This window comes from Krasilnikovia cinnamomea, from assembly GCF_004217545.1.
Classification (GTDB): domain Bacteria; phylum Actinomycetota; class Actinomycetes; order Mycobacteriales; family Micromonosporaceae; genus Actinoplanes; species Actinoplanes cinnamomeus.
Genome location: NZ_SHKY01000001.1, coordinates 2,786,756 through 2,812,911, shown reverse-complemented (window position 1 = coordinate 2,812,911; position 26,156 = coordinate 2,786,756). Strand labels below are relative to the sequence as shown.

At 69.4% G+C, this 26,156-nt stretch carries 15 protein-coding genes; 6 read left to right on the top strand and 9 right to left on the bottom strand.

The window, feature by feature from the left end:
• Positions 1–12 precede the first annotated feature (12 nt).
• Positions 13–1,575 carry a UDP-N-acetylglucosamine 2-epimerase gene (locus EV385_RS12595; RefSeq protein ID WP_130509642.1) on the bottom strand — a complete coding sequence of 521 codons (1,563 nt, stop codon included), beginning with the start codon at positions 1,573–1,575 and terminating at the stop codon, positions 13–15.
• Positions 1,576–1,915: 340 nt separating this feature from the next.
• Between EV385_RS12595 and EV385_RS12590 the strand changes: the two genes are divergently transcribed.
• The 5 genes from EV385_RS12590 to EV385_RS12570 all read left to right on the top strand — a co-directional run bounded on the left by EV385_RS12590 (position 1,916) and on the right by EV385_RS12570 (position 15,260).
• Positions 1,916–2,482, top strand: coding sequence for a type 1 periplasmic-binding domain-containing protein (locus EV385_RS12590; protein WP_130509641.1), 567 nt, complete (start codon positions 1,916–1,918; stop codon positions 2,480–2,482).
• Positions 2,483–2,579: 97 nt separating this feature from the next.
• The gene (locus EV385_RS12585) at positions 2,580–13,427 is read left to right on the top strand and encodes a LamG-like jellyroll fold domain-containing protein (RefSeq protein ID WP_130509640.1); all 10,848 of its coding nucleotides are present in this window, start codon (positions 2,580–2,582) and stop codon (positions 13,425–13,427) included.
• Positions 13,424–14,038 carry a DUF416 family protein gene (locus EV385_RS12580; protein ID WP_130509639.1) on the top strand — a complete coding sequence of 205 codons (615 nt, stop codon included), beginning with the start codon at positions 13,424–13,426 and terminating at the stop codon, positions 14,036–14,038. The genes EV385_RS12585 and EV385_RS12580 overlap by 4 nt, the downstream gene beginning before the upstream one ends.
• A 342-nt stretch (positions 14,039–14,380) precedes the next feature.
• Complete coding sequence (locus EV385_RS12575) at positions 14,381–14,962, top strand: transposase family protein (RefSeq protein WP_165449455.1); 582 nt, start codon at positions 14,381–14,383, stop codon at positions 14,960–14,962.
• A complete protein-coding gene (locus EV385_RS12570) occupies positions 14,937–15,260 on the top strand; it encodes a hypothetical protein (protein ID WP_130509637.1) in 324 nt (107 codons plus the stop codon). Before EV385_RS12575 ends, EV385_RS12570 begins: the two co-directional genes overlap by 26 nt.
• A gap of 160 nt (positions 15,261–15,420) precedes the next feature.
• Here the strand turns inward: EV385_RS12570 and EV385_RS12565 are convergent, their stop codons facing one another.
• From EV385_RS12565 to EV385_RS12530, 8 genes are all read right to left on the bottom strand, one after another.
• The gene (locus tag EV385_RS12565) at positions 15,421–15,969 is read right to left on the bottom strand and encodes a hypothetical protein (protein WP_130509636.1); all 549 of its coding nucleotides are present in this window, start codon (positions 15,967–15,969) and stop codon (positions 15,421–15,423) included.
• Positions 15,970–16,062: 93 nt separating this feature from the next.
• Positions 16,063–16,689 (bottom strand): GTP-binding protein, encoded by a 627-nt coding sequence (locus EV385_RS12560; protein WP_130509635.1) that lies wholly within the window; start codon positions 16,687–16,689, stop codon positions 16,063–16,065.
• On the bottom strand, positions 16,670–17,140 hold the full coding sequence (locus EV385_RS12555; RefSeq protein ID WP_130509634.1) for a DUF742 domain-containing protein: 471 nt from the start codon (positions 17,138–17,140) through the stop codon (positions 16,670–16,672). Before EV385_RS12555 ends, EV385_RS12560 begins: the two co-directional genes overlap by 20 nt.
• On the bottom strand, positions 17,137–17,607 hold the full coding sequence (locus EV385_RS12550; RefSeq protein WP_130509633.1) for a roadblock/LC7 domain-containing protein: 471 nt from the start codon (positions 17,605–17,607) through the stop codon (positions 17,137–17,139). Before EV385_RS12550 ends, EV385_RS12555 begins: the two co-directional genes overlap by 4 nt.
• Positions 17,604–20,627, bottom strand: coding sequence for a HAMP domain-containing sensor histidine kinase (locus tag EV385_RS12545; protein ID WP_130509632.1), 3,024 nt, complete (start codon positions 20,625–20,627; stop codon positions 17,604–17,606). Before EV385_RS12545 ends, EV385_RS12550 begins: the two co-directional genes overlap by 4 nt.
• Entirely contained in the window at positions 20,614–21,696 is a 1,083-nt protein-coding gene (locus EV385_RS12540; RefSeq protein WP_242624848.1) for a hypothetical protein, read from the bottom strand. Before EV385_RS12540 ends, EV385_RS12545 begins: the two co-directional genes overlap by 14 nt.
• A 622-nt stretch (positions 21,697–22,318) precedes the next feature.
• On the bottom strand, positions 22,319–23,989 hold the full coding sequence (locus tag EV385_RS12535) for a DUF885 domain-containing protein (RefSeq protein ID WP_130509631.1): 1,671 nt from the start codon (positions 23,987–23,989) through the stop codon (positions 22,319–22,321).
• Between the two features lie 39 nt (positions 23,990–24,028).
• Positions 24,029–25,093 (bottom strand): PHP domain-containing protein, encoded by a 1,065-nt coding sequence (locus EV385_RS12530; protein WP_130509630.1) that lies wholly within the window; start codon positions 25,091–25,093, stop codon positions 24,029–24,031.
• A gap of 55 nt (positions 25,094–25,148) precedes the next feature.
• Between EV385_RS12530 and mtnA the strand changes: the two genes are divergently transcribed.
• On the top strand, positions 25,149–26,156 hold the full coding sequence (gene mtnA, locus EV385_RS12525) for an S-methyl-5-thioribose-1-phosphate isomerase (protein ID WP_130509629.1): 1,008 nt from the start codon (positions 25,149–25,151) through the stop codon (positions 26,154–26,156).

The following is a 26,156-nucleotide window of genomic DNA, read 5'->3' as shown; positions in this document are numbered from 1 at the left end:
CAATTCCCGGGATCACTGCTCGCAGTCGTCGAGCAGGGTGGGCAGGTACCGGTGCAGCCCGACGGCGTCGTACACGTGCCGTACCTCGGTGATCTGGCCGTCGGTCACGGTGAGGAACTCGGCGAAACGCACCGTGCCGAACATGGTCGCGCAGTCGTAGACGTGTGCGGCCGTCGCGCCGGTGGACACCCGGGAGACCACCGAGATCTCCGTGGCGAAGACCGCGATCCGGTGCAGGGTCTGCACGAGTTCCTCGTCGTCCACCGGCGGGTCGAGGTTCCACTCGACCTCCACGTCCGGGGCCAGGAGGCGCCGCGTCGCGTGCCGGTCGCCGTCGATCCACGCCTGCGCGTAGCCGGCGGCGACGTCCTCGGCGACAGCGTCGCCGGACCGGCTGGGCGCGGCCGCCACCTGCGGGGTCCGGGCGGCCGGGTGCTCGACGGTCACGCGGCGCGCCTCGGAGCGGGGCCGGGGCACCCCGGGGCGCGGGGAGACCTCCCGGGACTGCGCGCTCGGCATCGGTTCGGGGTCCGCTTCCAGGCCGAGCAGGGCGGCGGTGGCCTGGGCGACGCGGCGGGCGGCCTGCCCGTCGCCGTACGGAATGCCGCCCACGGTCATCGCGTCGCGCCGTACCCGGCTGTCCAGCAGCCGGGCCGCCTCGCCGACGACCAGGTCGGTGTCGGTGTCGGTGAGCATCAGCGCGGGGACGCCGAACGACAGCGCCTCCTCCCGCAGGCCGTCGGAGTCGGTCAGCACCAGGTACGCGTCGGACAGCAGGCAGGACAGGTCCGGGTGCGCCAGCGGGCCGGTGACGGTGAGCCGGTCCACGCCAGTCAGCTCCGCGGTGGGTTCCTCCGGGCCGGACAGGACCGCGTAGATGTCGGGATACCGGGCGATCAGGGCGCGCACCACGGTGAGGCCCCGTTCCAGGGGCGCGTCCACGGTCACGGCGACCAGCCGGTGGTGCTGGGCGGCGGCCCGGGCTGCCGCCAGCGCGGGGTCGCGATACCGCAGCTCACGACCGGTGACCGCAGCGGCGGCCTCCGGCACGGTCGTGCCGGTGATCACCACCGCGCGGGCGGCGACGTTCTCGTCGAGCAGGTTCATGGCGGCCAGCGGCGTCGAGGTGAGGTGCAGCGCGGCGAGCTGCGCGATCAGACGCTGGTCGGCCTCCTCCGGAAACGGCGCGTCGAGGCTCATCGAGCGCCGTCCCGCCTCCAGGTGTACGACCGGGATGCGGCGCGAGAACGCGGCCAGCGCCCCGGCCAGGCTGGTGGGGGTGTCGCCGTGCACGATCACGGCGGCCGGTGGACGGCGCTCCCACAGCAGGTTGAGCTGCCGGATGAGGTCGGTCAACGGTTCCGCCCCGGTTCGGGTGCGGCCCCCGACGGGCAGGGTCACGTCGGTGTCGAGGCCGAACGCCGCGAGTGCCGGCCCGACCATCGCGGGCTGCGGCCCGCCGGCGATCAGGATCGGGGCGAGCAGGGCAGCCTCCCGCATGGCGGTCGCCACGGGCGCGAGCCGGACGGCCTCGGGGCGGGTGCCGCCGACGAGGTGCACCTCGGGCAGCGACATGGTGCCTCTTTCCGGGTAGGGGCAGGCGATCCGCGAAATCACTGTTCGTGTTCTCGGCCGGGCATCGTCTGGTGTATCTCGGACGCTAGATGGCTACCTAACGTCACTCAAGTGCGGTGACCGGTCCGCCGCGTCAAAACCTCCGTTCGGCTAGCACCAAGTGCCAATATGTCTCCCTCGGAGGCCTGCTCGGTCCCCATCTAGGAGTCAATAGCAGAGCATGACGTAACTGATAGTGACGCAGCGGCGCCGCCTGGATTGGTGCCCGCGTCGCTACACAAGGTGACTTCGATGAGGGCTGGACAGGGTGAGTACGCTCTGCGCCGTGCTAGGCGGACGAATGGACAAGCGACTGCGGGGCTCGGCGGCCAAGACCGGGCGCGAAGGCTTCCGGCTTCCCGGTGGGCGGCGGACCTGGTTGATCGGCGGCGGTGCCGCCCTGGTGCTGGTGGCCGGTGGGCTGACCTGGGCGCTGTGGCCCGACGGGCGGCCCGACCCGCGTGCCCGGGTCTACACCGAGAGCACCGCGTGCCTGCTGACTCCCGCAGGTGGGACGGCCGACAAGCGGGCGGCGCCGGTGTGGGCGGGGATGCAGCAGGCCTCGCTCGACACCCACGGCAAGGTGCAGTTCCTGGAGGTCGACGGGCCGCAGACCGGTGCGAACGCGGTCACTTACCTGGGAACCCTGGTCGGTGGCAAGTGTGACGTGATCCTCACAGTTGGCGCGGCGCCCAACGCGGCGGTGGACGCCTCTGCTGCTTCGCAGCCCAACGTCCATTTTGTGGTGATCGGATCTGGCAAATCGCAGGCGAACGTATCCATCATCGGCGAGGAGGATCCCGCCAGGGTGACCGAGCGCGTGCGTTCCGTGGTCGCCGATGTGTTGTCCGAGACAAAGGATCGATGAACCGTTACCGGCTCGCGTCCGTACCTGACTTGATTCCTGTCTCGCCAGTACCGCAGACTCCCTCGCGTTTCACGAATTCACGGGGGAGGAGCCGGCGATGCGCCGTGCCGCTGGGAAGATCGCTGTTGCCACGGCGGTCGTGTTCGGACTGACGGTCGCCGCCCCCGTGGGGGCTGTGCGGGACCCGGAGTTGCCGGTCTCGTGGTTGTGGTCGTGGGTGTCGCAGCGGCCGGCGTGGGCGAAGCCGGATCCGGTGGTACCGCAGCAGAAGCGCGGTCCGGGCGGCAGCGACCGGCCCGCCACGACGGCGGACACCACGGCGCAGGGTGGTGCCGGTCGGGCGCCGAAGCCGGCCCCCGGCACGCTGGACTCGTACCAGCCGTACGACCCGAACCGGGGCCGCAAGGTCACCCCCGACGCGGACCTCGGCTTCGACGCGAAGACCAGCGAGCGGGACGAGGACAAGTCCACCGCCCGCTCGGATGTGTTCGACAACGCGGACGGTTCGGTGACGGCGAAGACGTACACCGGGCCGGTGAACTTCCGGGGCAAGGACGGCACCTTCCAGCCGATCGATGCGGATCTGGAGAAGCGTGCCGACGGGCGGCTGCACATGGCGGCGAACAGCCTGGACGCGTCGCTGGCGGCGAAGGTTCCGGTGGTGAAGGCCCCGGTCGAGGCGCCCGGGCAGGAGCCGGGTCAGGTGGCGCCGTCGACGGCCCCCAGCGCACCCGCCGACGCTCCGGCCAAGGCCCCCGATGCGGGCAAGCAGCTCGCGACGCTCAAGCTGCCCACGGGCGAGAGTGTCGGCTACACCCTCGACGGCGCGGCCCCGGTCACTCCGACCGTGGACGGCAACACCGCCACGTACCCGGGCATCCTCCCGCAGACCGACCTGGAGTTGCAGACGTTTGACTCCGGTATCAAGGAGACGTTCATCCTGCGGTCGAAGGACGCGCCGTCGTCGTGGACCTTCCCCCTCGCGCTGAAGGGTTTGACGCCGCGGCTGGCCGGCGACGGCAGCATCGAGTTGCGCAACGCCGACGGTAAGGCGGTCGCCTGGTTCCCGAAGGGTTGGATGCAGGACTCGAAGGTCGATCCGCGTTCGGGTGCGCCGGCCGAGTCGGGTGGGGTGACCTACCAGCTTTCCGAGCGTGACGGTGTGCCGGTGCTGCATGTGGAGGCCGACCGGGCGTGGCTGGACGACCCGGCGCGGGTCTACCCGGTGCGGGTGGATCCGACCGCGACCACCGGCACCACGGGTGACGTGTACGTGGACAACGACAACTCGACGACGAATCAGAACGGTGACAACCTGCCGGTCGGTACGTACAACGGTGGGACGGTCAAGGCGCGGTCGTTCATTCACTTCGACGAGTTCGACGATGACGGTTTCAAGGGCAAGCGGATCACGAAGGCCGTGTTGAAGCTGTTCCTGTCCTGGACCTATTCGTGCACGGTGGACCGGGCGTTCGATGTGCGGGCCTCCACGGAGAGCTGGACGGTCGCCGGTCTGACCAACGGGGGCTGGGACGGCCCGGCCTATTCGGGGTCGATCGGGTCGTTGACGGTGACGGATCCGGGTGCGGCGTGCACCAACACGGGCGGGAACCGGTCGCAGGGTAAGTGGGTGTCGGTGAACCTGAACCCGGCCACGATCGATGGCTGGTCGAAGGGCAACCCGAACTACGGTCTGGCGTTGACCGCGTCGGAGTCCGACTCGAACGCGTGGAAGCGGTTCACCTCGGCGAACTACAACAGTGGGTCGCACAAGCCGGTGTTGGAGCTGACGTATGCCACCAACGTCGCCCCGCAGGTCGATGTGCGGTACCCGGGCAACAACTCGGTGGTTAACACGCTGACGCCGGAGTTGCTGGTCAAGGGCCACGACTCGGACAACTGGCCGGCCCAGGGCCTGAGCTACGTGTACACGGTGTTGAGCGCGGACGGTAAGACGACGATCGCGACGTCGCCGGCGGTGGCGGGGACGTGGACGGTGCCGGCGGGCAAGCTGGCGTGGAACACGACGTATCTGTACACGGTCAAGGCGTACGACAAGGTCACCTACAGTACGGCCACCCCGGCGTACGCGTTCACCACCGCCGTGCCGCAGCCCACCCTGACCAGCGACCTGGCGCAGAACGGCGGCAAGGGTTTCGACGCGAGCACGGGCAACTACACCACCTCGGCGACGGACGCGAACGTCGCCACGGTGGGCCCGTCGCTGGCGATCACGCGCAGCTACAACAGCCTGGACCCGCGCCGCGACAACGCGTTCGGCACGGGCTGGTCCAGCATCCTGGACACCCGCGCCACCCGGATCACCGACACCGCGAACTCGGTGCAGTCGGTGCGGATCACCTACCCGACCGGTGAGGAGGTGGCGTTCGGGCGTAACTCGAACGGGACGTTCACCCCGCCGTCGGGGCGGTTCTCGACGCTGACCGAGCAGTCTTCCGGTGGCACGGTGACCGGGTACACGCTGACCGACAAGGACGCGACGGTCTACACGTTCGGCCGGGCACTGACCGGTGGCAAGGTGTTCCGGCTGACCTCGATCAAGGACGCGAACAACCGCGCCCTCACCGTCGCCTACGACGCGGCCGGTAACCCCACAACGCTGACCAGCGCGTCGGGCCGGACGCTGAAGATGGGCTGGGAGACCCCGGCGGGCGCGACCGCGCCGCACGTGTCCTGGGTCGCCACCGATCCGACCAAGCCGGGTGACTGGGACACCGCGAACACCTGGTCGTACGGCTACACCGAGGACCGGCTGACCAAGGTGTGCCAGCCGGACAACTGGTCACAGTGCTGGACCTACGACTACGACACCACCTCGCAGTACGCCAACGCCGTGCTGAATGTCGGCCCCGAGTCGTACTGGCCGCTGGGTGACGCGGCCGGCTCGGTCGCCGCCAAGAGTGTGGTGCTGTCCAACGCGGGCATGGACAACGCCCGCTACAACTTCACCACCTCGGGCCATCCGGGTCCGCTGGCCGGTGGGACGGCCACCGCGACCGGGTTCAACGGCACCAGCTCGTTCGTGCAGCTGCCCAGCGGTCTGGTGGCGGACGGCCAGTACCAGTCGGTGAGCATGTGGTTCAACACCACCACCCCCGGCGGTGTGCTGTTCAGCTACAACGGCGACCCGCTGAGCAAGGGCACGACCACCGGCAACTACACCCCGGCGTTGTACATCGACAAGAACGGCAAGCTGCGCGGCGAGCTCTACATCGGCAACGCGGCTGCGGCGATGCAGTCGAACACGGTCGTCACGGACGGCAAGTGGCACCACGTGGTGCTGGCCGGTGAGGGCGACTCGCAGACCATGTACATCGACGGCGTCGCCAAGGCCACCCTGGCGGGCACGATCAAGCGGGCCGTGGCCAATGTGACGGAGACCGTCAACATCGGTGGCGGCTACGTCGGTGGCCTCTGGCCCGACCACGTCAACACCGGCGCGTCCCCGGCCAAGGCCACCTACTTCAAGGGGTCGATCTCGGATGTCGCGTTCTTCAACTCCACCCTGGACGCGTCCACGGTCGCCACGCTGAACGCCTCCGGTCGTACCGCGCAGCCGGTGCTGTCCAAGGTGACCCGCCCCAGCGGCGGCGTCACGGCCACGGTCGGCTACGACAAGGTGACCGGCAAGGTCTCCACCGTCGTCGACGAGAACGGCGGCACCTGGCGGCTGGCCAACCCGACCGTCGCCGGTTCCAGCCTGGTCTACGCGGCGGCGGTGCTGGGCGCGAAGCCGAAGGACTACTGGCGCCTGGGCGACACCGACGTCACGGACGCGGTGAACGAGGTCGCCGGTGGGCAGGCCACCTACAACTCGGTGACCCTGAACACCGCGGGCAAGTTCGGCGACACCCCCGCGGCCAGTTTCAACGGCACCTCCTCCTACCTGGAGCTGCCTGCGGAGGATGTGCCCACGACCGGGCCGAACACCATCGAGATGTGGTTCAAGCTGCCGGCCGGTAACACCAAGGGTGGTGTGCTGTTCGGCTATCAGGTCGACGCGATCGACGAGGCGGCCACCTCCGGCTGGACCCCGGCGCTGTACGTGGGCACGGACGGCAAGCTGCGCGGCGGATTGTGGACCGGTAGCGCCGCCACGCCGATGACCGCGCCGACCGCGGTCAACGACGGCAAGTGGCACCATGTGGCGTTGACCGCCACGACCAACGCGCAGGCGCTGTACCTCGACGGTGCGGTCGCCGCGGTCAAGTCCGGCACGGTCATCGCGACCGAGGCCACGCACGCGTACGTCGGCGCCGGGCGGTGGGCGGGCGGCTGGCCCGGTCGTACCACGGACACCGGCTGGTGGCCGGGTCAGATCTCGGACGTCGCGTTCTACGACAGCGCGCTCAACGGCGACCAGGTCAAGAACCACGTGGACACGGTGAAGCAGACCGCGCCGGTGGCGATGACGATGGTCTCGGGTGTCGCGACGGCGATCCCGATGCCGGTCTCCCAGGTCGCGGTGACCACCCCGACCGGTGGGCAGCAGGTCTCCAGCTACGACCTGGTCAACGGCAACCGGATCGTCGCGCAGAGCGACGTGCTGGGCAACACCACGATGTACGGCTACGACGTCGGCGGCTTCGCCAGCATGGTGTACGACCCCAACGGCGCGCTGACCCAGACGTTGCAGGACGCCCGCGGCAACACCAAGCAGTCCATCACCTGCCAGGACCAGAGCGCGAACAAGTGCTCCTCGGTGTACTTCACGTACTTCCCGGACGCGACGTCGACGAACCTGGCGCCGAACCCGAAGAACGACGCGCTGCTCACCGTCCGTGACGGGCGGTCCGCGTCGGCGACCGACGACACCTACCTGACCTCCAACACCTACGACGACCAGGGCAACCTGACCACGGTCACCGACCCGCTCAAGCGGGTGACCCGCACCGTCTACACCGACGCGAACAGCGTCGCGGCCGACGGGGGCACACCACCGGCGGGTCTGCCCACGAAGGTGACCACCCCGGGCGGCGCGACGCAGACGGTCACGTACTTCAAGTCCGGTGACGTGGCGCAGGTGACCGAGCCCAACGGAAAGATCACCAAGTTCACGTACGACGGCCTCGGCCAGGTGCTCACCGAGACGGAGATCTCGGGCGCCTACCCGCAGGGCCTGGTCAGCACCACCACCTACGACCGGATGGGTCGCAAGGTCACCGAGACCGACCCCGCGGTCACCAACCGGGTCACCGGTGCGGTGCACACCCGGGTCTCCACCACGGTGTACGACGTGGACGGCAATCCGGTCGAGGAGCGCACCGAGGACGCCACCGGTGGCGACGCGGCGCGGGTCGAGAAACACGGCTACAACCAGTACGGCCAGGAGGTCTCTTCGACCACGCCGGGCGGCGCGACCACGACGTTCACGTACGACGCGGCAGGGCGGCTGGTGGACCAGACCGGCCCGGACGGGGTGGTCACACACAGCGAGTACGACGCCGAGGGCAACCTGCTGTCGACCACGCTGCGCGGTTACACCGGCGACCCGAACAACCCGAGCGACGCCCGTGACCTGGTGCTGGAGCGCAACTCGTACGACCCGGCGGGTCGGCTGGCGACCGTGACCGACGCGATGGGTTGGACGACGACGCACCAGTACACGGACAACGGTCTGGAGGCGAAGGTCTTCCGGACCGACGGCACGCAGACGCACGTGATCGAGGAGAACACGTACGACGCGGCGGGCAACCTGATCCGGGAGGTCACGAACAACGGGGCGACCACGGTCGAGCATGTGTTCGACGCGGTGAACCGGGAGACCTCCACGGTCGCTGACCCGGCCGGGTTGAAGCGGAGCACGTCGGTCAGTTACGACGCCGATGACCGGGCGGTGGCCACGACGCAGAAGGACGCGTCGGGCACGGTGATGGCCAAGGCGGAGGCGTTGTACGACGTCGCGGGCCGGATGCTGGCCCAGACCACCTATCTGACCAACAGCGGGGGTGCGTCCCCGGTGGGCCGGTGGAAGCTGGCCGACGGCGCCGGGCTGAAGGCGGCCGACAGCGCGGGTAACAGCCCCGCGACGGCTGGGTCCGGGGTGTCGTGGAGCGACGAGCGTGGTGGGTCCGCGGTGTTCGCCGGGACCGACGCGATGACCACCCCGGGCGCGGTGGTCGACACCCGCCGCGACTTCTCGGTCTCGGCGTGGGTGAAGCTGGCCGACACCGACCGGCTGCACCGGGCCGTGTCGGGTGGTGGCGGGGAGCAGCAGTCCCCGTTCGACCTGGCCTACGACAAGGAGAGCAACCGCTGGCGGTTCAAGATCCTGCACGGTGACGTGGCCGATTCCGCGGGCACTCTGGCACTGTCCACTACCGTCCCGGCCGCGGGCCGGTGGACCCACCTGACCGGCACCTACGACGCCTCCGCGGGCACCGCGAAGTTGTACGTCGACGGCAACCTGGAGGCGACCGCCAACGGCCGGGCGTTCGGCACCGCCGCCTCGATGGTTCTTGGTGCAGGCATGTGGAACGGCGACCTCGGCAGCCGTCTCAAGGGCGGCCTCAGCGATGTGCAGGTGTACCAGCAGGCGCTGTCCGCGACCGAGGTCGCGGACGTGACCAGCGGCGCCGCCCCGAGTGCGGAGCGGAAGATCAGCCGCACGTCGTACACCTATGACGCGGACGACAACGTGGTGTCGGCGACCGACCCGAACGGCAACACCAGCTACACCGCGTACGACGAGGACAACAACGTCGTCAAGACGACCGCGCCGGCCGCGTTGAGTGAGACCGGCACGTCCGGTTCGGTGCTGGCGAACGCGGTGGCCTGGACCGGCTACAACACCTTCGGTGAGGTCACCGACAGCAAGGACGCCAACGGCAACTGGTCGCTGACCTACTACGACGCCGACGGCCGCCCGACCCTGCAGCGGATGCCCGCCTACACGCCGCCGGGTTCGTCGACCCCGATCACCCCGGAAACGATCAGCAGGTACAACGCGTCCGGGCAGCTGGAGACGGTCACCGACCCCAACGGCGGCATCACCCGGTTCGAGTACGACCAGCTGGACCGGCTGTCGAAGCAGACCGCGGTCGACGGTGGGGTCACCACCTACGCCTACGACCTGGCCGGGGACGTGCTGTCGGTGACCGACGCGACCGGTGCGGTCTCCACGTCGACCTACGACTACCTGGGCCGCCAGCTGACCTCGACCGATCTGATCCGGCAGGACAACACCGCGGCGACCACCCGCTACAGCTACGGGTTCGGGGGCTGGCTGTCCGAGACGACCTCGCCGACCGGGGTGAAGCAGTCGACCACCTACAGCCCGCTGGGGGAGACGCTGACCGTCAAGGACGGCGCGAACAACGTCACCACCCTGACGTACGACGGGGCGGGCCAGGTGGTCCGCAGCACCCTGCCGGACAACACGTACACCACCACCAGCTACGACCTGGCCGGGCGGGCGACCAAGTCGGCGGCGTACAACGCGGCCGGGACGCTGCTGCAGGACTCGTCCACCGAATACGACGCGGCGGGCAACGTGGTCGCCACGATCGACGGGCGCAAGACGCGGACCACGTTCGACTATGACGCCACCGGCATGCTGGTCCGCGAGCGGCAGCCGATCAGCGCCTCCGACGCGATCGAGACCACGTTCGGCTACGACCTGGAGGGCAACCGGACCCGGTTCACCGACGGGCGCGGCAACGCGTTCTTCACCACGTACAACGCGTGGGGTCTGCGCGAGTCGCAGATCGAGCCGTCCACCCCGGCACACCCCGACCCGGCCGACCGCACGTTCACGGTCGTGTACGACAAGACCGGCCGCCCGGTCAAGCAGCTGCTGCCCGGCGGCGTCAGCGTGACCAACACCTACGACGCCATGGGCCTGCTCACCAAGCAGTCCGGCGCGGGCGCCGAAGTCGACACCGCCGACCGGAGCTTCGAGTACGACAAGTCCGGCCGGTTGACGAAGTTCTCCGGCGACCAGGGCACCAACACCATCGCCTACGACGACCGGGACCTCCCGACCTCGATCACCGGCCCGTCCGGCAACTCCTCGTTCACCTACAACCCGGACGGCGCCATCGCCAGCCGCACCGACGCGGCCGGCACCACCAGCTTCCGGTACGACACGGCCGGCCGGCTGGACAAGCTCACCAACACCGCCAAGGGCGTCGACCAGACCTACAGCTACAACAAGCTGAGCGCGGTCACCAAGATCGCGCATGGGACCGGTAACAGCCGCAACTTCAGCTACGACGACCTGCACCGGCTCACCAGCGACGAACTCAAGACCGGGTCGGGCGCCTCGATCGCGAAGATCGAGTACGGGTGGAACGCCAACGGTGACCTGACCTCGAAGAAGACCAGCAACTTCGGCGGGACCACCACCACCAACACCTACGACTACGACCTGGCCGACCGGCTCACCTCGTGGAACAACGGCACCGCGACCACGGTGTACAGCTACGACAGGTCCGGCAACCGGATCCAGAACGGCGGCAAGCAGTTCACCTACGACGCCCGGAACCGGCTGCTGACCGGCGACAACGCGAACTACAGCTACACCCCACGGGGCACGCTGCGCGCGGTCAACGGGGTGGAGACCAAGACCGACGCATTCGGGCAGGTCATCACTCAGGGCATCGCCGGTGGCGGCGCCCAGAACTACCGCTACGACGCGTTCGGCCGGGCCATCCGCGACGGCTTCTCCTACACCGGCCTGGACAACGACCTGGCCGCCGACGGCGAAGCCACCTACATCCGCGGCACCGCCAACGAGGTGATCGCCGAAACCTCCGGCGCCACCACCCGGTACGCGTGGACCGACATCCACGACGACATCGTCGGCCAGTTCACCGCCACCGGCACCACCCTCGACGCGTCGGTGGTCTACGACCCGCTCGGCAAGGTCATCGCCTCCGCAGGCGCCATGATCGGCAACCTCGGCTACCAGTCCGAATGGACCGACCAGACGACCAACCGCGTCAACATGGCCGCACGCTGGTACAACACCGCCACCGGCCAGTTCGACACCCGCGACACCGCGAACAACAACCCCGTCCCCGACTCGGTCAACGCCAACCGCTACCAGTACGGCGACGCCAACCCGCTCACCGTCACCGACCCCACCGGCCACTGGGGAGTGCCGAGCTGGATGAAGAGCGCCGCGCGTACGGTGACGTCCACCGTCTCGTCCGGCTGGAACAGCGCCTCATCGGCGGTGTCGTCCGCGTGGAACACCGGCTACTCGTACGCCCGGGCGACGTACAACTACGGCGCCTCGAAGGTCAAGAGCGTCTACAAGGCCGGCGTTAAGAAGATCAAGAAGGTCTACCACAAGGCCAAGCGCGTCTATAACAAGGTCAAGAAGGCCGTCAAGAAGCACGTTCGGCAGTGGGCGTCCAAGGCGAAGCGCTTCTACAAGAAGGCCGTCCGGGCGATCAAGAAACACACCCCGAAGTGGGTGAAGAAGGCCTATAACAAGGCCAAGAACTTTGTGAAGAAGACCGCCAAGGCCTTCAAGCAGGCAGCCAAGAAGACGCTGTCGGCGGCCAAGCGGGTGGTCAAGAAGACCGTCAGCGTGGTCAAGGACGCAGCGAAGGCCACAAAGAAATGGGTGGTCGAGAACAAGGACACGCTGCTGGAGGTCGCCGCTATCGGCGGCGCCATCCTGGCGGGCATGGCCTGCACCGCGGTGACCGCGGGCGCCGGTGCGATCGCCTGCATGGTGGGCGCGGGTGCGCTGATCAACCTGGCCAAGGACTCGGCGCAGGGCGACATCCACAGCCTCGGGGATGCGCTTGGATCGATGGGCACGGGCGCGCTGTCGGGTCTGGCCGGTGGTGCCGGCGGAATGATCGCCAGCAAGGTCGGGACGATGGTGGCTGGCAAGGTCGGCACCGGCCTGGTTGGGCGACTGGCGACTGAGGCGACCGAGAACGGCGTCGACGAGGTCTTCAACCAGGCGATCACAACTGGACGTGTCGACCTGAAGTCCGCCGCGATGGGTGTCATTCCGGGGATGAGCGCCTTCAACCGGAAGTCGCAGGGTGGCGGCGGGCTCCAATCGGCAGCAGGTCTCGGCCTCGTCAGCAGCGGTGGCGGTGGTGGTGGCTGCTCGCGCAGGTCGGCTGGCATCCACAGCTTCGACCCCGACACCCGGGTGCTGATGGGGGACTGGTCCAAGCGTCCGATCAAGGACGTGAAGGCCGGCGACCTGGTGATGGCCGCAGCCCCGACCTCGGGTACGCCGACGCCGAAGATGGTCGAAGTCACGCACCTGAACACCGACCACGAGTTCTCGGACGTCACGGTCAAGGATCGCAACGGGCGTGGGTCGGTCCTGAACACCACGCAGAACCATCCGTTCTGGAACGCGACGGACAAGAAGTGGTCCTACGCGAGGGACCTGAAGCCCGGTGACGAGCTGAAGGTCGCGGGCCGGGGCAAGGTCCGTGTCAGCAAGGTCAAGAACTTCGCTGGCACGAAGGAGATGCACGACCTCACCGTCGCCGACATCCACACGTACTATGTGATCGCAGGCACCAAGCCCGTCCTCGTCCACAACAACGACCCGGCATTCGCGAACCGTGCGTGCGACGTTCCTCGGCTGGAGCGTAGTGCTCAGCGCATCAACCGGGCGCTTGACCCAATTGCTCAATCACAGCGTGACACGGTGGTGATGAGTACTCAGGACGGTCCCGACCTCGTCGCGTCAGGTGTGCGCGACGTCGATCCTCGCCAGCGAGCCGAGCTGGGCGGATCAGAGCTTGAAGCCCGGCTTCCGGGCCAGCACGCTGAGGTCACCGCCAATGAACGGGCGAAGGATCTCGGACTAAGACCAAGGGCGCTCTCGAGCTACCCACACGCGATCTGTCCTGCCTGCCGCCAGTACCTGGAAGAAGAGGGCTATAGAATCACGGATGACGGGATGAGTGCGGTCATGCGTACCTTCAGGGGGAAATGATGCCAGCTGTAGTGCGCTTTGATGGCGAGCAACTCCGTGCGAGTCTCGGGGCACTCACCTCGTGGCAGCGAGTCGCCTTCGCAGTCAGCTGTGTGGAGGTTCTTGTCCCGTCCTACGCCAGGTTCAGCGAGATCGAGGAAGTCGGCGATCCTGAGTTGGTGAGGACTGTTGTCGATGCCGTGTGGTCTTCACTTGGAACCTCCGACGGGTTCTCCATGCCCCCTGACCTTCCTTCCCCGGATGCGGTGAAGGAGCTTCTGCCAACAGAAGACGACTGGAACGAGTGGGCACCGCAGGCAGAGGACGCGATCGCCGCCCTCGTCTATCTCCTGGAGTTAATACGAAGTGATGATGTCGAAATGGCGGCTTATACCTCCGAGCGGGCCTATGCTGCAGTTGACGAGTTCACGGCGCGTGAACAGGAGTTGGAAGTCCTTGACGCCAGCGACCGCGAATCGTTACTCGAATCCGCTTCGATTCAAACGGAGTTGCAGCGGCAAGCAACTACTTTAGATATCCTCCGAAACCGGGGTGCCGATTCGTCTGCGATTGCTGAACTGCGTGTTCTCGCTCAACGAGCGCCGATTGGCGGTCCCATCGAGGGCGACTGACCTTTGTGCTGACTCGATCCAACCAGTCCGACTACCGTGCCGATCGTGGGTCACCCGGGCTCTGCGCCGCGGCCGCCTGACGGTGCGCGCCTACGAGCTTTGAGTCCAGTTTGAGCGTTATCCTGTCTCGCGTCGTCAGAAGACGCGAGACGGGAGTCCGCACGGCCGTTTCAAGATCGATAGTTGCGGTGAGTGCCGGTGTCAGCGTGTCGGATATGGACGAAGCTCCGTTGAGACCAGGTCTTTCCACGGAACTGGTTCAACCAGAGCTTCGTCCTGCCGCAGTCTGTCATCTCCACCACCGATCCATCATCGCCAGCGACTCCATCATCGCCAGCGACCGTGGACGAGGCCTCGTTCACGCCTTCGTGTCACGGTCTGCTGGAGTTGTTCCTCGCCGTCTCTGACGGCCGTTCGGGCCAGGGCCGTGATCATCCGGTCGCGGTCGTGCTCGCCCTGGTCGCGGCGGCCACGGTGGCCGGGTTGAAGGGCTGCATCGCGATGACGGGCTGGGTTGCCGACGTGCCCACGGACATCCTCGATGGCTTGTATACGCGGGTCGATGCCCGTCCGGGCGGGCGGTCGTCACGCTCGACGATCTGGCGGGTCTGCACCGATACCGACACCGACGTCTTGGACGCAGTGATCGCCGAGTGGACCGCCGCTCAGCGGCCCGGCAACCCTGAACAGGCGCCTACCAGCGGCGATGCGCCGATACAGGTGCGTCTGGACGGTAAAACCGTCCGTGGCACCGTCGACGCCGACGGTGAGCAGCTACACCTGCTGTCCGCCCTGGCCGAGCGCGGAAGGCCGATGTCTACAAGTAATCGCTGGAAGGTCGTCTATGGCAGCTGTGGTAAGTATGTTCGCTCCGGATCCAGAGTTTCAAGGAATCGGTGTGAACGATCTCATCGCCACAGTTGAAGATGAGTCGGAGTCTGTCGTTTCGCGCGGACGTGCGATCCTTGAGGTCGGACGTCGCGCGGACGGAAGCCGCGAATTGCAGGATCGGCTCTTCGGTTGGATGGACTCGGACCGGTTCGCTGCCAAACGCTGGTTTGGTTCAGTCACGTTGGCATGGGTGGCCGCCTGCGGTTTGGGCTACTCGCTGCAGGGTTTCGAACGCGTGCACCTTGCTGAAGCATTGTCGACATGGCCGGCCGAAGAGCGCGAGATCCTGCTTGCTTGGGCACGGCACGAAGACTGGTTTGACGGGGTCTAGGATCGGGTCGGCTTTGGTGGATCTGGACAGAAGATCCATGACTGACAGGCATCGCCGTGTCATTCCTTATACGGCTTGGAGGAATTTATGCGGCGCCTCGACGGATGGCCGCTTGACCACGGTTGAACTACGGGAAAGGGCGGGTCGGGTAAGGCGGCCGTCAGTCCGTCGTGGTGTCGCGGAGCAGGGTGGGATTGTCGCGGATCAGGGCGGCGAGCCGCCTCGCGGCCTGCTCCGTGTCCTCCGGTTTCACCTTCAATGGAACCGGCTTCGGCATCGGCTGCGGCGCCGACTCAGCCATGGGGCTGCCGTACCTGTGTTGTTCCCCGGCGCGCCAGAGCCCGTCCGCGCCAGATCCCTGCGGGAAGGGCGGCGTACCCGGATCTGCGGGCTCGTCGATCGGCTCACCGACCGCGATGTCGAAGTCGGCGGGCCGAGCGGTCGGCCCACTCTCCGTGGTGCGCACCGCCACTGTGTGGTCCGCGCTGACCTGGACGACCCCGTCCTCGACCGCGAAGTGCAGCAGCACCGGATCCCCGGCGCCCTCCACCCCCACGGTCACGGCAAGTTCCGGATTGCGTCCGACGACCGCGGCGATCGCTTCGACCAGCTCCGTCACCGCGGCCGGAGTCGCCTCCCCCGCGGCGCGGCGGCGCAGCTCATCGCGGCGCGCCAGCTTGTCCAGCGCGTCGTCCAGTCCGCCCCGCATGCCCCTGTCCTCCCGTCAGGTCGCTGCCTTGTACAACTCTGCACGCTCAACCGCCGCTATGGGAACCCGCGTCGGCGAACGTCCGGCGCAACCTTACGTCGCCTTCATTTTCAGGGCTCGATCGAGGGCGCGATCAAGTACCACGAGCAGGGCATCCCGGACAGAGCCACGGAACCGTGCGTCGAAGGACAGAACGGGTACATCTTCGGGCACGGCCAGCGCCCAGCGGACCTCGTCGAGGCTGTAGCTGAGCTGGCCGTTGAACGTGTTGACCCCCACCACGAAGGGCATGCCGGCCCGCTCGAAGTAGTCGACGGCCGGATAGCAGTCGTCGATCCGGTTCGTGTCGACCACCACGAGCGCGCCCAGGGCGCCGCGGACCAGGTCGTCCCACATGAACGCGAAGCGGGACTGGCCGGGCGTGCCGAACAGGTACAGCTTCAGCGTGTCGTCGATCGTCACACAGCCGAAGTCCATGGCGACGGTCGTGCTGGTCTTGGCCGTCTCCGGGTTCGGGTTGTCGACGCCGACGGACTCCATGGTCATCTCGGCCTCGGTGCGCAGCGGTGCGATCTCGGAGATCGCGCCCACGGTCGTCGTCTTGCCGACGCCGAAGCCGCCGGCGACGACAATCTTGACGGGTACGGGCGCGGCGCCCGGCTTGCGACCGCTCGGCACGCGGGCGGTGCCGACGACGCGGTCAGAGGGCTCGAAGTCCACGGATCACTCGCATGATGGTGTCGGGGTCGGGGAACTCGTCGTCCAGCACGTGTACGTCCAGGTAGCCGGCCGCGTGCAGGTCGCTGACAAGGATGCGGGTCACGCCAAGGTGGAGCTTCAGCCGTGCGGAGATCTCCGCGACGGACAGCGACTCCTGACAGAGACCGACGATGGCCCGCTGCTCGGGGGAGAGCCGGTCGGGCACCACTCCGGGGCGGAGCGTGACCTGGGTTTCCATCCCGATGGCGGGGTCGGCCGCCGTCACCCGCCCGGAGGTGATGACGAACGGCCGCAGCGCGGTCGTCTGCTCCCCGGGCGACTCGTGCTCGGCGTGGGCCGGTGCGAAGTACTCACCGGCCGGCCGCTCGTAGGGGGCGCCCGACTGCAGGAACGGCCGGACCCCGGTAGCCACCTGGGGTACCGGGTCGTCGGAGCCGGGCGCGAATCTCATTGCTGGACGGCGTTCTTCAGTTCAGCGATGAGACGGGGGCTGAGGGCGCCACCCGCGCGGGTGGCGAACAGCGTCATCTCGTACGCGAGGGTCCCGAGGTTGGCGCTGCGGTCGGCGATGACGCCGAGCACCGAGCCCGCGCTGATGGCCGTGACGAGCAGGTAGCCGTCGGCCATGTCGATGATGACCCGGTTCAGGCTGCCCAGCGCGTACCAGGCGGCGGCTCCGCCGGCGAGGCTGGTGACGCCGGAGACCACCGCGGCCAGCCGCTCGGCGTTCGACCGGTCCTTGCTGTTCGACATCGCCATCAGCAGGCCATCGGAGGAGACGGCGATGGCTTCGCGGACCCCCGCGGTCCCGGAGGTGAAGGAGTCCAGCAGCCAGTTGAACGTCTTCGCTTCCGCGCTCAGTTGCGCGTTCGCGAAGTCGCGTCCGTTGCCGGTGTCCGTGGAGTAGGGGGATGTCATCGCGGTTGTCCCTCGTGTTGTGGCTGGGTTTCATTGAGTGCGGATGCGACGCCGTGCTCGAACTGTTCGATCAGAGCCCGGGCAGCCTCGGGGTCGAGAGGCTGGACCGGTGACGCGGGTGGCGCCTGGTTGGGCGGGCTGGTGACCGGCAGCGAGGCGCCGGGCACGCGCCTGGCCAGCGGGGGATTGCCGCCGGTCGAGGGCGGCGGCGGGCTCGCCGCGGGTGCGGGCTGGCTTGCCCCGTACGACGGCTGGCCTCCTCCGTACGAAGGCTGCCCGAACGAAGGCTGGCTACCCCCGTACGAAGGCTGCCCGAACGAAGGCTCGCTGGCTCCGAACGGCGGCGGGCTCGCCGGCGGCGGGCTGCCGCCGAACGCGGACGGGCTTGCCGCCGGTGGCGGTTGGTTCGCGCCGGGCGGCGGGTACTCCACCGCGGGCGGCGCGGCGACGTCGGCCTCGATCACGTCCCACTGGGCGCGGGCCACCCCGGCCTCGAAGTCCGCGAGGGCGTCGCGGGCCGCGAGCGCGTCGTCCGAGGTGGGCGGCGCGGTGCGGGGTGTCGGACCGGTCTCGGTCGGCATGTGGCTACCGGGCACCCGGCGGCGCAGCGGGGCCGCCCCACCGCCGCGCGGGAGGTCGGGAGCCGGGCTGGCCGGCGCGGCGCTCGGCGCGGGCAGCGACGGCGGCCCGGCGAGGGCGTGCGGCGAAGGAAGCTGCGCCGGGCCCGCGAGGGCCTGGGGCACGGGCCGTTCCGGCTGGCGCTGCCGGGGCAGCACCATCTCCGTCTGGGCGGGCTGGACCAGCCGGCCCTCCAGCTCGGGCAGCGCGGCCGGGTGCCGGCCCGCGATCGGGACGCCGAGGTCGTACCCGTGCGTGCGCGGCTGGTGGTCGGGCACGGGCTCCGCGTCGTACACGGTGTCGTCGACGTACCGGTCCGGCTCGTGGCGGTGGAATCCCGCCTCGATCGCGACCGGGCTCGCGGCGAGCGCGAAGGCGTTCCAGGTCAGCGCGGCCTCGATGGTCTCGGTGGCCCGGTTCAGCTTGTTCGCGTCGAACGGCTGGGTGCTGCCCGGCGCGTGCCGGCCGGCGGCGCCCGCGATGAGCGTCGGCAGCTCGGTGGTGTGGTGGCCGACGACGGACGCCTGGATCGGGGCGGCCGGCACCGCCTCCGCGTGGGTGATCAGGTGCGCTGGCTCCAGGTCGAGCCACGCGGTGACACCGCCGTTGGGGGTCTCGGTGAGGGTCACCTCGATGCCGTGCCGCCGGGCGAGACGGCCGACCACGAACAGGCCGAGCACCTCGGTGGGCGCCAGGTCGAGGCGCTCACGGCGGGTCAGCCGGGCGTTCTCCTCGGTCATGCGCTCCGGGGACAGGCCGAGGCCGTGGTCGACGATGGCCAGCCGGGCGCCGCCGCGCAGTTCGGTCGCGGTGGCGCTGACCCGGGTGTGCGGCGGGGAGAACGACGTGGCGTTCTCCATCAGCTCCGCCAGGATCAGGGTCAGGTCGGCCACCAGCGACGGCACGACCACGATCTCCTCGGGGATCTCCAGGTCGACGCGGGTGTAGTCCTCGATCTCACCGAGGGCCAGCCGGACGACGTCGGACAGCGCCAGCGGGGCCATGTGCTCGTTCGCGCCGGCGCCGCCGGAGAGCACGACCAGCGAGCCCGCGTTCCGGCGCAGACGGCTGGACAGGTGGTCGAGCCGGTACAGCTCGCGCAGGCGCTCGGTGTCGGTCTCGCGGCGCTCGAGGCTGTCGATCAGGGCGAGCTGGCGGCCGACCAGGTTCTGCGTACGCCGGCCGACGTGGCCGAACATCTGCGCCACGTTGCGCCGGCCGACGGCCTGCCGCTCGACCAGCCGTGCGGCCGTGGTCTGCACCCGGTCGAACGCGCGGGCCAGGTCGCCGATCTCGTCGCGGCCCGCCACATCGACCTCGTCGAGGCGGATGGGCCGGACGTGGTCGGTGTCGTCATCGGCGACGCGCTGGAGTTCGGCCTCGGCCTCGCGGGCCACCCGGTCGGCCGAGGCGGTCAGGTGACGCAGCGGACGGGCGACCGCGCCCGCCATCAGGATGCTGAGGCCGACCACCACGACGAACATGACGAGCGTGCCGCCACCGACGCTGTACGCGGTCCCGATCGCGTCCTGCCGCGTCTGGGTGACCGCGGTGGTCACGTCGGCGGCGATCCGCTTCTCCATGAATCCACCGATGACGGAGATGGAGCGCAGCGACGGGAACAGGGTCTTGATGTTGAGTGACTTGGCCGCGGTGAGCGGGTCGGTCGTGCCGTACTGGAAGAACGCCGGGCCCAACCGGGTGAGGAACGATTCCCGGGCGCCGATGTACAGCTTGTACTGCGCGGGCGTGAAGTACGGCTGGCTGTTCGCGAAGACCTGCTGCAGCTGGACGAACGCCACCGAGAACCGGCCGAGCACCGACTGCTGCTTGGTGATGACGGCCGGGACCAGGTAGCCGGCGATCTGGCTGATCAGCTCGTCGGTACGCAGCGCCTGGTCGAGCGCGAACACCTGCCGGCCGGTCGCCGTGGTGAGGTCGGCGATCTGGGACAGGCCGAGCTGCACGAAGACCTGCTGGATGACGGTGGTGTACTCGGCGACGATCACCTCGGGCGGGATCGCCCGGTTGCGGACGTTCAGCCGGGTGTTGTCGAGCTTCGACAGGTTGGCGATGGCCCGCCGCAGTCCCAGTGGGAGATCTTTGCTCAGGCCGCGCAGCTGCTGAACCCGGTCCCTCGCCTTGGCGCTCTGCACCGACAGCTCGGGCAGCGGGACGAGTCCGTAGAAGTAGCCCACCGACAGCAGGCGTTCCTCTTGCAACTCCTGCACCGCGGTGCCGACTTCGACGGCCAGCGCGACCACTTCGGCGACCTTCTGCGCGTCGCGGGCGACGGTGATGCGGTCGGCGATGATGGGCACGCTGAGGCCGACGACGCCGAGCAGCGGTACGAGGATGAGCAGGGCCAGCTTGCCCCGCATGCGCAAACTACCGAAGAACACCGGACCGCTCCCGCTGAGTCGGGGCGTCGCCATAGGTCGGCGCCTGGTTCAGGTGGCCGTAGCCGTCCCCGGGACGGCCCATGCCACGCGCGGCGTCCGGACCGGCGGGGGCCGGGCCGGGACGGGCGGAGGACGCCCGGCGCCGTCCGACGAGGTGCAGGGCCCCGGCCACGAGCGTCAGCGCCAGCACGGCGACCCCGGCCGTCAGGATGCCGGCGTGGCGCAGGTCGAGGCTGTCGAGCCGGTCGTCGAGCAGGGTGGTGGTCTCCCGGGAGACCACCCCGGAGAGGGCGCTCAGGGAGGTCTGCAGCTGCGCCTGCGCGGTGGCCATGGTGGCCGGGTTCGGGGTGCCGCCGGGGTTCGCGCCACGGGTCAGCGCCTCGACCCCGCGCCGGAACTGGTCCAGGGTGCTCACCAGGTTGCCGCTGAGCGTCGTGCTGGTGGTGTTCTCGGCCGCGGCCTGCAGGTTGTTCGTGAGGTTGTCGACCGAGGCGTTCACGAACTCCACGGACGCGCCGAACTGCGGGGCGAGCACCGCCTTGCGGGCGGGGGTCGCCGCGGAGACCAGCATCGCCAGGTCGCCCATGCGGCTCACCTGCGTGACGGTGGTGGGCAGATCGACGGCGATGACCTGCTGCAGGTGGGACACGTCGTTGTCGGGGTCGCGCAGCAGCCCCGTCCCGCTCTGTACGGAGGCGTACAGCGCCAGGGCCAGGTCGGCGACCTCGACGTGGGCCTGGAAGACCGCCTCGGCGTCGCCCTTGAGGGTCTTGAACTTGCCGATCTTGTCGCGCAGGTTCGTCCATCGCTCACGGGTGCCGAGCTCCGCACCGAGGCGGGCGTCCACCGCGGAGACGTTGGTGACGGCGGTGGTGAGCGAGGCCGGTGGGGCGGCGACGCCCTGCAGCGCCGAGGACTGCGCCTCGGCCAGGCCGCTGATCAGCGGCGCCAGGGCGGTGAGGTACTCCACGCCCTGCCGCTCCCGCTGGGTGTTGTCCCGGCGGTCCTGGTTGTCGTTCCAGACCCACGCGAAGAGGCAGCCTGCCGGTACCAGTATCAGAACCGTCAAAACAGCCGCCACGGCGGATCGCAAGTGGTTTGGCCGGTGATTCACCGTGACTGACATTGCCTACGTCCTTCGCCATGCAGCGCCGGCGACCGTTTGATGGCTACGTTGCGTAGCCGGACGGGCGCACCGATCCGGGTGAATCTATCCGAGAAACAATCATGGGGCCCCTTTCCTAGGGTCAGAGTTGAGTCGTCTGATCGGGGGATACGCCGCAGGCACCGAGTGGCTGTAGCGACCTTCAGGTCCGGCCGAAGGGTGTGAAGGTGCTGGATACGGGCGGGGTGTGCCAGCACGGGACAGAGTCGCGACAAGCGCGTCCGAGCGCCGGCAGGCTTCCACAGTGGAGTAACATTCATCACTCATGCAAAGTTACCGTTAAGTAGCTGTAAAACCACTCTGAGTGAGAATCATGCGGAGCGTGTCCGCGCGATCACACGTATCGGCTTCATGTTCTCCCAATCTGTGGGACGGACCGTGGGATCGGCCCGGTGGATGAGGTCGCGTCGACCGGGCCGGGGCGTCCTTCGCCCGAAAATGGGGCAGACACGGCCCGCACGCGCATCCCAGACAGTTCGCACGCCGCCCAGCCCGTCCGCCGCTCGGTGTGAGCGGCCGAGGCCCGTCATATCCGGGCAAGGGCCCGGCGGAACGGGTCGAGACCCAGCGAGCCGAGATTCAGCGCGTCCCGGTGGAAGGCGCGCAGGTCGAACGCGGCCCCCTTGCGGGCCTTCGCGTCGTCGCGGGCCTGCAACCAGATGCGCTCACCGACCTTGTACGAGGGGGCCTGGCCGGGCCAGCCGAGGTAGCGCTTCCACTCGAAGCGGAGCACCTCGTCCTCCATCCGGCAGTGCGCGCGCAGGAACTCCCAGCCCAGCTCCGGAGTCCAGCGCTCACCGGGGTGGAAGCCGAACGGATTGTCCCGGGGGATCTCCAGCTCCAGATGCATGCCGATGTCCACGATGACCCGGGTGGCCCGCAGCGCCTGGCCGTCCAGCATGCCGAGCCGGTCGCCCGGATCGGCGAGATAGCCGAGGTCGTCCATCAGACGCTCCGCGTACAGGGCCCAGCCCTCGCCGTGGCCGGAAGACCAGCACAGCAGCCGCTGCCACCGGTTGAGCAGCTCCGCGCGGACCTGGGTCTGCGCGACCTGCAGGTGATGCCCGGGGACGCCCTCGTGGTAGACCGTCGTCACCTCGCGCCAGGTGGAGAACTCCGTCATCCCCTCCGGCACCGCCCACCACATCCGCCCGGGACGGCTGAAGTCCTCGCTCGGGCCGGTGTAGTAGATGGCGCCGTCGCTGGTCGGCGCGAGGCAGCACTCGATGCGCCGGACCTGCTCGGGAATGTCGAAGTGGGTGCCGTGCAGCTCGGAGATCGCCTTGTCCGCCAGGGCCTGCATCCAGTCCCGGAACGCCTCCTTGCCCGGGATGCGCCGGGCCGGGTCCGCGTCGAGCGCGGCGACCGCGTCGTCGATGCTCGCGCCCGACCCGGCGATCTCCGCCGACACGGCGCGCATCTCCCGCTCGAGGCGGTGCAGTTCCTCGAAGCCCCACGCGTACGTCTCGTGCTGGTCGATCCGGGCGCCGAGGAAGTACTGCGACGCCCGCTCGTACCGTTCGCGGCCGGCGGCCTCCCGGTCGCGGCCGCGCGGCGACAGCTCCTTGCGCAGGAAGTCGGCGAAGCCGGCGGTGGCGGCCGTGGCCGCCGCGGCGTTGCGCCGCAGCTCCGCGTCGAGCGCGCCGTCGGCCCCCAGCCGTCCGGCCAGGCCGTGGAAGAAGTCGTCCCGGGCCGGGTCGGTCCAGGTGTCGCACATGTCGGCCACCGCCAGCATCTGGGCGCGCGCGCTGACGTGGCCCGCGTCGGCCTGCTCCAGCAGGGTGCGCTGATACTGCGCGACCGCCCGGGGAACCTGCCCCAGCCGGGCCGCGATGTTGGCGACCGCCTCCTCGCCCTCGGTGGGCATGAGGTCGAAGACCTGGCGGATGCTGTGCATGCCGCTGGCGATGACGCTGAGGTCGCTGGTGGTGTCGCCGGCCTCATACCGGGTCAGGTCGAGCCCGAGGCGTTCCTGCATGGCCTCCTTCGCCACCGCCTCGGCCTCGCTGCCGGGCTCCAGCGTCGTCAACTCGGCGAGGGTGCGCCGGGTCAGCTCGGCGATCGCCGCATACCCGTCGGGGGAGAAGTCGTCGAGCTGGTCGTCCCGGCCGGGGATGCCGACCCAGGTCGAGCCGATCGGGTTGAGCGGCGCCCACTCGGTGACGTAACGGTTGGCGAGGTCGTCAATCTGTCCCACGCCGCAGACCCTACGGGAGAGCACCGACGAAACGCGTCCTCAATCGCCGCTGTGTCCTGCGGTCCAGCCCAGGAGGGCTTCCGCGGTCCACGTGTTGACCACGCGCTCCGGCGGCACCGCGCACAGGGCCGCCCGTTCGCAGCCGAAGTGCAGCCAGTCCAGCTGACCGGGAGCGTGCGCGTCGGTGTCGATCGTGAACAGACAGCCCGCCTCCACCGCCACCCGCAGCATCCGCTTGGGCGGGTCGAGCCGGTCGGGGCGGGAGTTGATCTCCACGGCCTTGCCGTGCTCGACGCAGGCGGCCAGAACCTTCTCAAGATCGAAGTCGCTGGGTGGGCGGGTCCGCCCGGCGCGGTGCCCCCGATCGCCCGCGCCGGCCGCGGCCACCTTGCGGCCGGTCATATGCCCGAGTACGTCCAAATGCGGGTTGGCGATCGCGGTGAGCATCCGGTGCGTCATCCGGGACGCGTCGTCGCGCAGGCCGCTGTGCACGGAGCCGACCACCAGATCGAGCCGGGCCAGCAGCTCGTCCTCCTGGTCGAGGGAGCCGTCCGCCAGGATGTCGACCTCGATGCCGGTCAGGACGCGGAAGCCCGCCGGAAGCGCGTCGTTGAGCCGGGCCACGTGATCCAGCTGGCGGCGCAGCCGGTCCGGGGTGAGCCCGCGGGCCACGGTGAGCCGGGGCGAGTGGTCGGTGAGCACCATGTACTCGTGGCCGAGCTCGACCGCCGCCAGTGCCATCTCCTCGATCGGGGAACCGCCGTCGGACCAGTCGGAGTGGACGTGGCAGTCGCCGCGCAGCGCCTCGCGCAGCGCGGCCGCCGCGTCGCCCAGATCCGTGCCCTCGGTCGCGGTCAGCCGGCGCAGGTAGACCGGCTCCTCGCCGGACAGCGACTCCGCGACACAGCGGGCGGTCACGTCGCCGACCCCGGACAGTTCCGACAGCGTGCCCGCCTCGACGCGGGCCCGCAGCTCCTCGGCGGGCAGCGCGGCGACGGTCGCGGCCGCGGACCGGAACGCGCGGACCCGGTACGTGGCCTCGTTGGCCCGCTCCAGCAGGAACGCGATCCGGCGCAGGTCGGCAACGGGATCGCGGGCGCTCACCAGGCCCACGCTAGTGCACGCGGCGGGGGCCGGGCGGCCCGCTAGCGTTGCCGCCATGCGAACGATCGACTGGGTGACCGCCGCCGCGCGCCCTGACGCCGCCAGCGCGGGCGCCGACGACGCGGGGTGGATTGAGCTCATCGACCAGACCGCCCTGCCCGGCGAGTTGCGGGTGCTGCGCATCGCCACGGTGGCCGAGCTCATCGCGGCCATCCGATCGCTGGCCGTACGCGGCGCACCGGCGCTCGGGGTCGCCGGGGCGTTCGGGGTGGCGTTGGCCGCGCGGCAGTTCGCGGGTGACCCGGCCGGGCTGGCGGCTGCCGTACACGAGATCGAGACCGCCCGCCCGACGGCGGTCAACCTGGCCCGTGGCGTCCGGCGGGCGGCGGCGCTGCTGCCCGGGGGATCGTCGGCGGTGCTGCGGGAGGCGTACGCGGTGCGCGACGAGGAGGTCGCGTCGTCCGAGGCGATGGCCGTGCGCGGCGCCGACCTGGTGAGCGAGTTGTGCGGGACGCGGCCCCGCCTGCTGACCCACTGCAACACCGGGGGCCTGTGCACGGTCACCACCGGTACGGCGCTGGGGGTCGTCGGCGAACTGCACCGGCGTGGCGCACTGGCCGGGGTGATCGCCAGCGAGACCCGCCCGCTGATGCAGGGTGCCCGGCTCACCGCGTGGGAGCTGGCCCGCTGGGGAGTGGACTTCCGGGTGGCGGTCGACTCGGCCGGGCCGTTCCTCATGGCGCGTGGCGACGTCGACGCGGTGATCCTCGGCGCGGACCGGATCTGCGCCAACGGCGACGTCATCAACAAGATCGGGACGTACGCGCACGCCCTCGGCGCGCGCCGCGCCGGGCTGCCCTTCATCGTGGTCGCGCCGGAGTCCACGGTGGACTCCGACACTCCCGGCGGTGCCGCGGTCGAGATCGAGGACCGGGGCGCCGCCGAGGTGACCACGTTGTCGGACGCGGTGAATCCGGCCTTCGACGTCACGCCGTACGACCTGGTCACCGCGATCGTCACGGACCGGCGGCTGATCCGCCTGGATCGTGGCGACAAGCCCTGA

Coding starts and splice junctions, on each gene's coding strand:
- EV385_RS12590 (WP_130509641.1), top strand. CDS start 1,916: ATGGACAAGCGACTGCGGGGCTCGGCGGCCAAGACCGGGCGCGAAGGC.
- EV385_RS12565 (WP_130509636.1), bottom strand. CDS start 15,969: ATGCGGGGCGGACTGGACGACGCGCTGGACAAGCTGGCGCGCCGCGAT.
- EV385_RS12580 (WP_130509639.1), top strand. CDS start 13,424: ATGATGCCAGCTGTAGTGCGCTTTGATGGCGAGCAACTCCGTGCGAGT.
- EV385_RS12550 (WP_130509633.1), bottom strand. CDS start 17,607: ATGACATCCCCCTACTCCACGGACACCGGCAACGGACGCGACTTCGCG.
- EV385_RS12585 (WP_130509640.1), top strand. CDS start 2,580: ATGCGCCGTGCCGCTGGGAAGATCGCTGTTGCCACGGCGGTCGTGTTC.
- EV385_RS12595 (WP_130509642.1), bottom strand. CDS start 1,575: ATGTCGCTGCCCGAGGTGCACCTCGTCGGCGGCACCCGCCCCGAGGCC.
- mtnA (WP_130509629.1), top strand. CDS start 25,149: ATGCGAACGATCGACTGGGTGACCGCCGCCGCGCGCCCTGACGCCGCC.
- EV385_RS12555 (WP_130509634.1), bottom strand. CDS start 17,140: ATGAGATTCGCGCCCGGCTCCGACGACCCGGTACCCCAGGTGGCTACC.